8 protein-coding genes are annotated in these 12254 nt (G+C 44.6%); 6 read left to right on the top strand and 2 right to left on the bottom strand.

Annotated elements, in window-relative coordinates:
• Nucleotides 1-5 precede the first annotated feature (5 nt).
• Nucleotides 6-1703, top strand: coding sequence for an NAD-dependent malic enzyme (locus tag ACUJFL_RS10345; protein ID WP_445427408.1), 1698 nt, complete (start codon nt 6-8; stop codon nt 1701-1703).
• 145 nt (nt 1704-1848) lie between these two features.
• Here the strand turns inward: ACUJFL_RS10345 and ACUJFL_RS10340 are convergent, their stop codons facing one another.
• Entirely contained in the window at nt 1849-4845 is a 2997-nt protein-coding gene (locus ACUJFL_RS10340; RefSeq protein ID WP_445427407.1) for a diguanylate cyclase, read from the bottom strand.
• A 377-nt stretch (nt 4846-5222) separates the two neighbouring features.
• Between ACUJFL_RS10340 and ACUJFL_RS10335 the strand changes: the two genes are divergently transcribed.
• Both ACUJFL_RS10335 and ACUJFL_RS10330 read left to right on the top strand, forming a co-directional pair.
• Nucleotides 5223-6191: an endonuclease gene (locus ACUJFL_RS10335; protein ID WP_445427406.1), complete on the top strand. Its 969-nt coding sequence runs from the start codon at nt 5223-5225 to the stop codon at nt 6189-6191.
• Nucleotides 6192-6253: 62 nt separating this feature from the next.
• Nucleotides 6254-6934: a tellurite resistance TerB family protein gene (locus ACUJFL_RS10330; protein ID WP_445429079.1), complete on the top strand. Its 681-nt coding sequence runs from the start codon at nt 6254-6256 to the stop codon at nt 6932-6934.
• A 74-nt stretch (nt 6935-7008) separates the two neighbouring features.
• Here ACUJFL_RS10330 and yghU read toward each other — a convergent pair whose 3' ends face one another.
• Complete coding sequence (yghU, locus tag ACUJFL_RS10325) at nt 7009-7857, bottom strand: glutathione-dependent disulfide-bond oxidoreductase (protein WP_445427405.1); 849 nt, start codon at nt 7855-7857, stop codon at nt 7009-7011.
• A 400-nt stretch (nt 7858-8257) separates the two neighbouring features.
• Between yghU and ACUJFL_RS10320 the strand changes: the two genes are divergently transcribed.
• From ACUJFL_RS10320 to ACUJFL_RS10310, 3 genes are read left to right on the top strand one after another with little or no spacing between them, the layout of a single operon-like run.
• Nucleotides 8258-9307 carry a phospholipase A gene (locus tag ACUJFL_RS10320; RefSeq protein WP_226752222.1) on the top strand — a complete coding sequence of 350 codons (1050 nt, stop codon included), beginning with the start codon at nt 8258-8260 and terminating at the stop codon, nt 9305-9307.
• Between the two features lie 17 nt (nt 9308-9324).
• The gene (locus ACUJFL_RS10315; protein WP_306178399.1) at nt 9325-10497 is read left to right on the top strand and encodes a GNAT family N-acetyltransferase; all 1173 of its coding nucleotides are present in this window, start codon (nt 9325-9327) and stop codon (nt 10495-10497) included.
• Between the two features lie 6 nt (nt 10498-10503).
• A complete protein-coding gene (locus tag ACUJFL_RS10310; RefSeq protein ID WP_445427404.1) occupies nt 10504-12234 on the top strand; it encodes a potassium/proton antiporter in 1731 nt (576 codons plus the stop codon).
• Nucleotides 12235-12254: the final 20 nt, after the last annotated feature.

The following is a 12254-nucleotide window of genomic DNA, read 5'->3' as shown; positions in this document are numbered from 1 at the left end:
AAATCATGTCTGTAATACCATCAAACAAGCGTCCTCTTTACACAGGCTACGCAGGCTCAGCATTACTTGAAACGCCATTATTAAACAAAGGCAGTGCTTTCACCCGAGAAGAGCGCTCCACCTTTAATTTAACCGGTTTACTGCCACCACGTTATGAAACGATTGAAGAGCAGGTTAGTCGTTGTTATTTGCAGTATCGCAGTTTTGATGATGCCATCAACAAGCACATTTATTTACGGGCGATCCAAGATAACAATGAAACCTTGTTTTATCGTTTAGTGCAGCAGCATTTAGAAGAAATGTTGCCCATTATCTATACCCCCACAGTCGGTGATGCTTGTGAGCAATTCTCTGATATTTATCGCAGCTCGCGCGGCTTATTTATCAGTTATGACGATCGCTACAATTTGGACGATGTGCTGCGCAATGCCACTAAAGCGAAAGTTAAAGTTATTGTCGTAACGGATGGTGAGCGAGTGCTAGGTTTAGGTGACCAAGGTATCGGCGGCATGGGTATTTCCATCGGTAAGCTATCGCTGTATACCGCTTGTGGTGGTATTAGCCCGGCTTATACGTTGCCGGTGATGCTGGATGTCGGGACCAATAACGAAAAGCTGTTAAATGATCCGATGTACATGGGCCTGCGGCAAAAACGGGTTGCGCAAGAACAGTATAACGAATTTATTGATTTATTTATGACTGCCGTTAATCGACGTTGGCCTGATGCGATTATTCAATTTGAAGATTTTGCGCAGCCTAATGCCATGCCGATTCTGCAGCGCTACCGTGATCAGGTATGTTGTTTTAATGATGATATTCAAGGTACAGCAGCCGTTACCGTGGGAACCTTACTTGCCGCTTGCCGCTCTAAAGGCGTGTCGTTGCATCAGCAAAAAGTGGTGTTTGTCGGTGCGGGATCTGCCGGTTGTGGTATTGCAGAACAAATTATTAGCCAAATGGTTGCAGAAGGTGCAACGGAGCCACAAGCGCGTAGCCAGATTTACATGGTCGACCGTTTTGGTTTATTAACCGAAACGATGCCCGATTTACGTGATTTTCAACAAGCCTTAGTACAACGCAGCGAAGCGATCAGTGATTGGAGCTTCAGTGGCGATTACCCAAGCTTACTGGATGTCATGCACTGTGCAAAGCCCACTATCCTAATTGGGGTGTCTGGCCAAGCGGGCTTATTTACCGAGCAAGTGATCCGCGCCATGAAAAAAGGCTGTGACACACCGATTATTTTCCCATTGAGTAATCCGTCACGTCAGGTCGAAGCCACACCAGAGCAAGTGATTCATTGGACTGACGGTGACGTGATTATTGCTACGGGGAGTCCTTTTGCCCCCGTGACTTATCAGGGTAAGCAACATCTGATCACCCAATGTAATAACAGCTATATTTTCCCTGGTATTGGCTTAGGCGTGCTGGCTGTAAAAGCCCGTTTGATCAGTGATGACATGCTACGAGCGGCCAGCGAAACCTTAGCGGCGAACTCACCGCTGGCAAATACCGGGCAGGGCGGGTTATTACCAAATTTCACTGCGCTGGCAGAATTAAGTAAGAAGATTGCTTTTGCGGTTGCCAAAGTGGCGATCCAGCAGGGTTTAGCGCTAGAGATAGACGATAACGTGCTACAGCAAAAAATTGAACAAAATTTTTGGCAGCCACAGTATCGTTCCTACCGTCGTGTAAGTAATTAATCTACTCACCATCACGCCGTTATAGTTAACGTTAGCGGTGTGATGGTTAGCTAAAGACAGTGTTAATTGGCTACTAAAGCGCGTTTTGCAAGTTTACGTAGGTAAAAGTTACGCTTTATCGGAACTGATCGAATAATGCTGCACGTCAGGTTGAAGTTAAATTAGTTGGTATAGTAGCGATCACCGCCTGATTGCGACCATTATTTTTGCCGATATATAATGCCTCATCAGCATACTTTACCCATTGCTGCAGTGAGTTTACAGATAAGGGCAAGCTGGCAATGCCCATAGTGGCACTGATGGTGAGTTGTGTGCCCTGATACTTACAACCGTCATGCTGTAAGAGCTGTAAAAACTGCTGGCAAAAAACCTTAGCATCCATAGCATTACAATTCGCTAAGGCGAGGACAAACTCTTCGCCACCCCAGCGTCCCACGATATCAGTACCACGAATTCGCTGGCTTAATAACTTGGCAAAATGCTGCAGCACCACATCGCCCGCATTATGACCGTATTGGTCATTGAGCATTTTGAAGTAATCAATATCAACTAATACCAGGCTAACGGCTTGATTTTCACGGGCAGCATGGGCTAAAAGGCGAGAGAAATTCTCAGCAAACCCATCTCGATTTAAGAGATTTGTTAATGGATCGTGGTCGGCCCGATTTTTCAATTGTGTTGCCAACGACTCTAACTCTTGCGTGCGCTGTTTAACTAAGTCGTGTAAGCGAACATTTTGTCGGCGTAAACTGGCTTCGCGTAACCAAACAATTAGCACAAACAAGGCCAGTAAAGACACAATCAACAACAGCCAGATCCACACAGAATAATACCAAGGTGCCGCAACACTAAATGTTAAGCGTAATGGCGCTATGGTGTTAAAACCACGGCTGTTTTGGCCTTCAATTTCTAATTGAAACTTGCCTGGCTTCAAATTGACATAGCGAATTTCACGGCTATTATTCAGTGCTGACCACTGATCAGATAAGCCAATGAGTCGACTTCGCGCGCTATTCAGCTCAGGCTCCCAATAATCCAATACCGCAAAACGAATAATCAGCTCGTTAAACGAATAGGGTAATTCTAAATTTTCATTCAGGACGTCAAACTCACGCGTTAAATCAACACCATCAACAATCAACTCGGTAAGCACCAGGCGCGGCGGTTGAAACACTTCTTGTTCTGGCTCGTTATTCAGCACCACAGCACCAATGGCGGTCCCAAGCACCATTTCGCCATCGGCAGAAATAGAATAGGCATTACGCTGCATAGTAAGATCGGGTAAGCCATCGGCTACACCATAACTAACAAAACGCTGGAGTTGAGAATCAAAACGAGCTGGACCATTGTTGGTAAGAGCCCAAAGCTGGCCGTGTGCATCAAAAAAGGCACTATTTATATATGGGCTAGGTAACCCCTGCTCTGGCATGTAATGCAGCAAATTGTTATTGGTTTTATCAAATTGCCACAAGCCGTATTCAGAGCATAACCACAAGATGCCGTTATCTTCGGGTAAGGCACAGCCAAAGCCATCAATATCATCTTGGATCGGCAGAGTAAGCCGAGACCAACGCTCCTGCGCAGCATTGTTAACAAATAAGCCTGAGTAGCGACTGGCAGCATAGAGTGGTAAACCGTCTTGCACACTTATTTGATGAATTAAATCCCCATTGATACCGTGAATATCACTGATAACCATTTTTACGTCTTGTTTATCAGATTGCCAGATTAACATCCCTTGCTGCCACAAACTAAAATAGAAGGTACCGGTAGTACTGATAAAGAGGTCGGTTACGGCAGTACTATTAATATTAGCTAAATCAAAGGGACGCGTTTCTTGGGTCAATTGTTCATCTTTAAAATGGAACAAACCAACATCGGTAGCGAGCCAAAGCACATCATTTGCATCGCTGTAGAGCTTAAAAACTTTACGGATCCCAGTTTGCCAGCCAAAATCAAATATTTGCCATTGCTGTTTTGGATCACGGCGTAATAATTGATTGGGCGTTGCAAGCCAAAGATTACCCGTTTTGTCATGGTAAACCGCGCTTATGCGTTTTAACGCCGCTTCTTGCAAGGTAGCTGGCATAGTGAGAGCTAATGGTTTAAAAACCGAGTGTTGTGCCAAACCAACAAAGATTCCGCGATCACGCGTGCCTACCCATAATTGCTTACTGCTGTTCTGATGTAAGCTGCGTACATCGGCATTAGGTAAAAAATTGTAATTGTTATTGTTACTGTTTTTTAGCCAAGTCAGTGATGGGATATCAAGTAAATATAAGCCATCTGAGGCACCCACCCACAATCTTCCAGGGCTTAATTCGGCTAAAACATTACCGCGAGGGGTCGGCAAATCTTCTGGCGTTTCTATTTCAGTAAAACACTGGCAAGCTGCCTGGTAAAGAAATAAGCCTTGAGAGGAAAGTGCCCATAGCTGATTATTGATATTCGCAATATTTCGCACTTCTCTAGCGCGATCGGCTACCAACTTATTTAAAGCAGGCAAATCGAGCTGTGTATAAGTTGACAGATCTGAATTGAGTTTAACGATACCGTTGGAAGTGGCAAACCAAATCGCATTATCAAATTCGGTAATACCCCAAATGCGCTGGCCATTTAACGGATGATTGGTCTGGTTTAGCGCAAAACGCGTGAGGCGATAAGGTTGTTCAGGGTAAATAATATTGACACCACCTACGGAGCCAATCCAAATACGATCTTGGCTATCTGAAAATATTTCTTGAACACGATCAGAGGCTAACGCATTGTCATCAGTGCTATCGGCTTTAAAATTAATGCGCTCTTTAGATTGCTGTTTGAGTAAGAATAAACCTTCACCCCAGCCACCCAGCCACATGTCTCCACGTTCAGTAAACACCATGCGGTTGATATTTAGGCGGTTATATTCGTTTGAATCGGGTACCAACCAATTGGTGCTTCTGTAACCATCAAAGCGAATCAAACCATCGGTATCGCTGGAAAACCACAGAAGACCTTGTTTATCCGCTTTAATATCATAAACAGAAGCTTGTCGTGCTAACAGTGGATCATCTATTGGACTAAATTGATAATCAAGGCTTAAGACAGTTGGGGAGCAGAGCAGCATCAGGCATAGAAACCCTCTTTTTAAAATATGCTGCATGCAGGGGAATACATCCATTTAATTCGACCCGTTGTTCATACTATAAGTATACCGTTCAGACAATGTAAGAATCATCACTGATCTCTAATGTAGCAGTTAACCCAGACTGAAAAAAAATTATCACTATTAGTAAGCGTTTAAGTATCAATTTCTATCAGCATATCGTGTTTTAAAAGGCAAGCCAAACGCTAATTTGCAATATTTCGCGCGCAATTTAACTCGCTTCGTTTTAAACACTAAAACTGTTAACATTCCCTAAGTTGTCTTCGCTCTCTGAAGGGTTCTCTAAGTACAACGTAACGCTGTTTTGTGCTGGCCGTCACAAAATAGGTAGTCAGCTTTGCGCGTTCGGCCCGCGCAGTAGAGTCGTTGTCAGTATGAGAACAAGATGGTTAGTCGCAAGTGGCTTGTTAGCAAGCGGGTTGCTCAGTGTGTTCGCCTTTGCCGCAGAACCGACCAATTTTGAACAAGCGAAAGTGTTATTAAAACAGGTATATCAAGATAAACCTCAAACATTTTATTGCGATTGCCCTATCAGCTGGGTAGGACGCAGTGGCGGTAGAGTTGATCATGCTGCTTGTGGTTTTGCGGTTTATTCACCAAAAGGTTTACCCAGTGCCGCCACCTTAGCTCGCGCGGCGCGCTCTGAAGTAGAACATATCATCCCAATCTCATGGGTGGGTAAACAATTACAGTGTTGGCAAAAGGGGGGCAGAAAAAACTGCCAACAAAACGATCCGCTGTTTAATCGTATTGAAGCGGATTTATTTAATTTAACATATGCGGTTGGCCAAATTAATGGTCTGCGCTCGGATCTACCATTTGGTATGGTTAGCACAACACTAACCGCGCAATTTGGCCAATGCGACATTAAAATCGATACCCAAAACCGTAAAGTTCAACCGAAAATGACTATTCGTGGCGATATTGCCAGAGTCGCATTTTATATGGCAGACCGTTATAACCTGACACTCAGTCGCCAGGATCAACAATTGTATATGGCGTGGCATTTACAAGATCCGGTATCGGCAATTGAACAACAGCGACATGCTCGTACCGCTGCGTTAACCGGCAGAAGCAATCCCTTTATTTCGGGGGCAGAGCAATGGTCGCTGGGTTATAAAACGAGAGGGGATGGTTTAGTGGTCAAAGAGCAACTCGCTGCAGCAGCACCTAGTGCCAGCATGGCAGTTACGCCGATTTATGGTAATCGTCGCTCAAAAATCTATCACCGACCTGATTGTCCTAATTATTTAAGTATGGCGGTAAGCAATCGCGTGAGCTTTGATACGGTCTTAGAAGCTGAAGCGCAAGGCTATCGACAAGCAAACAATTGCCCAAAGTAACCCACTGGAACTTTTAACCGTTAAACACTCTAATAAGTGTCTGAGAGAGGGGGAATGTTGTGATGATTAATAAAAACTTTTTAGAAAAACTGCTGCAATCCGGGCTTGGAAATAACAGCCGTTCTGCAACAAGTGGTGGTGTGAGTGACATGCTAAAAGGTAAGGGCGGTGCCGCCTTGGCTGGTGGTGCTTTAGGGTTGCTATTAGGGAATAAAAAAGGCCGAAAGCTTGGCGGTAAAGTGTTAACTTACGGTGGTTTAGCCGCGGTTGGTGTACTCGCTTACAAAGCTTATACAAGTTGGCAGCAATCGGAGCAGACGCAAACAGCACCTGCGGCACAATCGTTAGAAAACCTGAGTGCTGCAGAAGCCGATGAGCACAGCAAAGCTATTTTAATTGCGTTAATTGCCGCGGCCAAAGCAGATGGTCATATTGATGATCGTGAACGACACATCATTGATACCGAAGTGGCTAAACTAACCGCCGATCAGGCGTTACTGTCTTTTATTGATCAGCAATTACAACAACCTTTAGATCCTGCCAATGTGGCGAAATATGCGACCAGCAGAGACATCGCCGTAGAAATGTATCTTGCCAGCGTATTGGTAATTGACGAAGAAAGTTTTATGGAGCGCAGTTACCTAAATGAATTTGCCAAACAATTAGCCTTACCCGAAAGTTTACAAAATGAATTGCAGCACCAAGCAAGACAAGCGCAGCAGCTTACCGCGGCTCAAACTTAATAAGGTATCATGCAACGTAAAAAAAGGCGCTAAACGCTAAACCTAGAGGGTATTACGCTTAACGCGCCTTTTTTTTACAAACCAAAAACTTTAAAATCTTCTTGGCTGTGTCTTTCAGCCAAATGCGGCTCAGGTCCAAAAGTACGATTAACAATATAACCACGCTTTACCGCAGGTCGCGCGTCAATCTGCTTGGCCCAGCGTCGTACATGAGTGTAGCTATCAACACTTAAAAACTCTGCCGCATCATACAAACGGCCTAATACTAAAGCACCGTACCATGGCCAAATGGCCATATCCGCAATCGTGTATTCTTCACCGGCAATAAACTGATTGTTGGCCAACTGCTTATCTAATACGTCTAATTGCCGTTTTGTCTCCATAGCATAGCGATCTATGGCATATTCAATTTTCTCGGGAGCATAAACATAAAAATGCCCAAAGCCACCTCCTAAGAAGGGCGTACTGCCCATTTGCCAGAATAACCAATTAAACATTTGCGCACGGGCTGAGGTGTCTTTGGGTATAAATGCCTGAAATTTTTCTGCCAAATACAGCATGATGGATGCAGATTCAAACAACCGTGTTGGCGGAGTAGTTGAATAATCCATCAGAGCGGGGATTTTAGAATTGGGGTTAACGTCAACAAAGCCACTGCTAAATTGATCGCCCTCACGAATATTCACTAACCAAGCATCATAATCTGCTTGTTCAAAGCCTGCGGCCAACAACTCTTCTAATAAAATACTGACTTTAACCCCATTCGGTGTGGCCAGTGAATACAGCTGTAAAGTATGTTCTCCCTTGGGCAAAGCTTTATCATGCGTCGCCCCCGCGATAGGGCGATTGACATTAGCAAAGGCGCCTCCATTAGCTTGCTGCCATTGCCAAACTTTGGGGGGTTGATAAGTGGATTGACTCATAAAGCTTTCCTTATTGGGTGATAACGGCTCTGCCTTGCTGCATAAAATAAAACAGGGCATTGCCATGAAATATCTTATGCTCGGGTTTTCATATAACGGTCTATCTGAGGGTGCGGCTAAAAAATTTAAAGTGCGGGTTTAACGAAATCAGCTAAATGGGCTTGATATCGACAAAGTTAAACACCAACACCCTATAACTGGCCAAAGTAACTAAACATCTTAGCAAAGTAAAAAATAGCAATTTACGCTGCTGAATAACCAAGGAATAAGCCAGTGACAAATAGCGCTTCGCTATGTTAATCAGCTAATTAGATAACATGAGCTAACAAATTTGTCATGTTCAGCGTTTTGTCATGTTAAGCTATTAATATAAGTAGATTGACGCTAAAGGAAATAGGCCGTGCTCACACCATTAACCGGAATTTTATTATTAAGCTCAAGTGCAGCGTCGGCAGATATTTCGCCGATGGAACAATGTCTTGGTCAAGATGATCTACAAAGGTTGGCTTGTTACGACCGCTTAGTGGAAGCGCAACAAAAAGCTCGCTTAGTTGCTGAAGCTAAAATTGAAACCACGCCTTCGATAAAGGTGACTCAAGTTGAAGAGGCAGCACCCATTCCGGTAGCGACTATTTTGCAAAGCCTTTGGGAGCTGGGTGATAATGAAAAACGCGGGCCTTTTGTGGTGCGTACTTATCAGCCAAACTTCTTATTACCCGCACATTACACGTCGTCGATTAATCGGCAACCGCAAAGCCCAACTTTAGGTTTGGCTGATTTACAAGAGAATTACAAACCAATTGAAGCAAAATTGCAGGTGTCTTTACGCGCGAAGATGTTAGAAGATGTATTATTGCCTAATGCAGATTTATGGTTTGCTTACACTCAAACGTCGATGTGGCAACTTTGGAACTCGCAAGACTCCGCCCCCTTTCGTAGCACCGATTATCAGCCTGAAGTCATTTACGTTATTCCTACTGCAAAATATCTGGGTAATCTGCCGCTAGGTTGGAGTATGCAAATGCTCCAACTTGGCTTTGTACACCAATCTAACGGACAAAGCGAACCCATGTCGCGCAGTTGGAATCGTATTTATGCCGCAGCGGCTTTCGAACGTGACCAAGTGGGTTTTAGCGTTAAAGTGAATCGGCGTATTCCAGAGCAAGCCGATGATGATGACAACCCTGATCTGACCTCTTTTTTGGGTACCACTGAATTACAACTCAGCTGGTTACCGGGCAGCGCGACCGCTTCTTTAACGCGCAAAATGAGTTGGAATGACTTTTCGAATGGCTCATGGCAATTAGACTTAACTTACCCAATTGATAAATCAAAAGCCGATGGTTTACGGGTACACTTGCAGTTGTTTTCAGGTTATGCCGAAACCTTACTGGATTATAATCATCGACAAAATAGCATCGGTTTAGGCTTTATGCTGTTTAACTTTTAACGAAGCCCTCAGCCATTATGCAGTTTCGTTGGCTAACATCACTTAACAGTATCCCGGCGGGTGCTTGGGATGCCTTATTTGAGCCAACCGAGTTGTTTGCTAAACATGCCTTTTTGCTTGCTTTAGAGCAGGGGGGCAGTGTGGATGGCAACAGCGGCTGGTTTAGCCGTCATGCTAGTTTATGGCAAGACGATCAGTTGATAGCGGTGATCCCTGGTTATCTAAAAACGCATTCTTATGGAGAGTATCTATTTGATTGGCCCATGGTGCGCGCCTATGAGCATTATCAATTGCCTTATTATCCTAAATGGATATCAGCTATTCCCTTTACGCCCGTTACTGGCTCGCGGCTGGCGGTATTACCCTGTTTAGATTGGCAAAGTATTGCCAGCCTATTAATACAAACCGTTTTAGCTGACATTGCACAGCAAGGCTGGCATAGCGCGCATTGGTTTTATTGCCACTTGCCACTGCAACAGCTTTTAATCGACCAACAATGCTTACCTCGACACGAAGTGCAGTTTTTATGGCAGAACCAGCAATATACTGACTTTTCAGATTTTTTAGCGGCATTGTCTTCACGTAAGCGGAAACAAATTCGACAAGAACGAAAAAAAACGCAGCAATTACCGCTGCAGTTTAAAACGTTGCAAGGCATCGATATTACCCCAGCGCAATGGCAAAGCGTGATCGCCTGTTATCAACAAACCTACCAAGAGCGCTCAGGGCATAATGGCTACATTAGCGCCGAAAGTTGGTGGCAATTACTCAGCAGTATGCGAGCGCAGATCGTGGTATTTGCGGCTTTCACGCAGGATGATCCTGCGCAATTGGTTGCTGCAGCTTTGTGTTTTCAGCTCGGCGATACCTTGTATGGCCGTTATTGGGGTGCGTTAGCGGATTATGCATTACTGCACTTTGAATGCTGTTATTATCAAGGTATCCAGTATTGTATTGAACACGGTTTACGCTACTTTGATGGTGGCGCGCAAGGGGAGCAAAAACTCAGAAGGGGGTTTAGCCCGGTTTTACGTTACGGTGCATGCTGGTATCGACCCAATATATTAAGTTCGGCTATTGAGCAATATTGCCAAAAAGAACAACAACATTGCCAACATATGTTAGCTGCCGCCAGTGAGTTGTTGCCATATAGTCAGGCTAATAGCCTCGCGGCTTTTTCAGGAAAATAATACCTTATGTTTTTGATTGATCAGCTGATCCTTTTGGCCGCCGTATTAATTTTGTTGGGTATTTTCTCCAGTAAAATCTCTGCCCGCTTAGGTTTACCTATGCTGGTACTGTTTTTACTGGTTGGCATGTTGGCTGGCGAAGACGGCATTGGTCGTATTGCGTTTGACAACCCCCAGGCCGCGCATGCCTTAGGCACCTTAGCCTTGGCATTGATCTTATTTGACGGCGGCTTACAAACACCCCTGAAGTCGATTAAGCAAGTCTGGAAACCGGCGTCCATGTTAGCCACCTTTGGCGTATTGGGCACGGCCGTGATCACCGGCGCAGCCGCCAGTTATATCTTAGATATCAGTTTACTTACCGGTATGTTATTGGGGGCTATTGTCGGCTCTACCGATGCCGCGGCCGTTTTTTCTTTATTGCGTAATGCCGGTATTCATTTAAATCCACGTTTAAAATCTACACTGGAAATTGAAAGCGCCTCGAACGATCCGATGGCGATATTTTTAACCGTAGGGTTGCTAGAAATTTTAGTGAATGATATGCAGCCGGGTTGGCCTTTACTGCAACTGTTTGTCATGCAAATGGGTCTAGGTGCGCTTGTCGGCATAGCAGTAGGTTATGCGGTATTAAAGGTCATTAATCGTATTCACTTACAAGCCAGCGGTTTGTATCCTGTGCTGGTTACCGCAGCGGGTTTATTATCTTTTGGCATTGCGGCAAACACCGGCGGCAGTGGATTTTTAGCCATATTTATTTGTGGCGTGTTAATAGGAAATACCCAATTCGCTTTTCAACGAACGACCTTTTTATTCCATGACGGGTTAGCCTGGCTTAGTCAAATTACCATGTTCGTTGTACTGGGTTTGTTAATTAACCCCAGCTCGTTATTAGACGTTTGGTGGCAAGGTATTTTAATTGCTGCGGTATTAGTGTTTTTGGCAAGGCCCATTACCATAGTGCCTATTTTAACCTTATTTGGCTTTAATCGGCGTGAAATGACCTTAGTCTCTTGGGTAGGTTTACGCGGTTCAGTACCGATTATTTTAGCTATTTTTCCGTTGATGTTTGGTTTAGCCGATGCAGAATTGATCTTTAACGTGGTGTTTTTCGTGGTATTAATCTCTGCCACCTTACAAGGTTCAACCTTAGCTTGGGTGGCACGGCGCTTAAAACTGATTGAGCAACCCACGGCTCAAGCGCCCGTTACGTTAGAAATTACCGCTTTAGGTGATGTTGATGCCGAGATTGTAGAGTACAGTTTGTCTGAAAACTCGCGAGCCGCTTATCGACGCTTATCTCGCATGGCATTACCTGAGAGCGTGGTCGTTGCGATGATTAGCCGAGGTGATAAAGTGATACCACCACGGGGCTCCACGATTTTACACCCGGGTGATCATTTGTTTGTTGTGCTGCATGTTGATTACAAACATTTTGTTGAGCAAGCCTTTGCCGACAAAGGCTTTCAGTTAGCTAGGCCTATAGGTGAGTTGCGCATGAAAGGGGCGACTAAGCTGAGTGATATTGATTGGTGCTATGGCTATGGCGTTGCTTTAAATCAAGGCCGTGACGATCTAACCTTAGAAGCCTTGTGTATTGCTCAGCTTGGCGACAATGTTGCCAATCAAGCCGAATTTGAGTTTGCCGAGCGCCATTTTCAGATCGTTGAAATGGTCGGCGAACGAATTGTTACGGTGCGGATTAAACCTTTAGCTAGCGCTAGCAGCGCTGAATAATCTTATTTTGCCTTTGCGAC

Source organism: Alishewanella sp. HL-SH05, assembly GCF_052655985.1.
The sequence above is the reverse complement of the archived record's forward strand: the minus strand, read 5'-3'. Positions and strand labels throughout refer to the sequence as shown.

Bases quoted from the DNA above. Each gene is read 5' to 3' on its own strand.
- ACUJFL_RS10330 (WP_445429079.1), top strand. From the start codon at position 6,254: ATGATTAATAAAAACTTTTTAGAAAAACTGCTGCAATCCGGGCTTGGA.
- ACUJFL_RS10345 (WP_445427408.1), top strand. From the start codon at position 6: ATGTCTGTAATACCATCAAACAAGCGTCCTCTTTACACAGGCTACGCA.
- ACUJFL_RS10340 (WP_445427407.1), bottom strand. From the start codon at position 4,845: ATGCAGCATATTTTAAAAAGAGGGTTTCTATGCCTGATGCTGCTCTGC.
- ACUJFL_RS10310 (WP_445427404.1), top strand. From the start codon at position 10,504: ATGTTTTTGATTGATCAGCTGATCCTTTTGGCCGCCGTATTAATTTTG.
- yghU (WP_445427405.1), bottom strand. From the start codon at position 7,857: ATGAGTCAATCCACTTATCAACCCCCCAAAGTTTGGCAATGGCAGCAA.
- ACUJFL_RS10335 (WP_445427406.1), top strand. From the start codon at position 5,223: ATGAGAACAAGATGGTTAGTCGCAAGTGGCTTGTTAGCAAGCGGGTTG.
- ACUJFL_RS10315 (WP_306178399.1), top strand. From the start codon at position 9,325: ATGCAGTTTCGTTGGCTAACATCACTTAACAGTATCCCGGCGGGTGCT.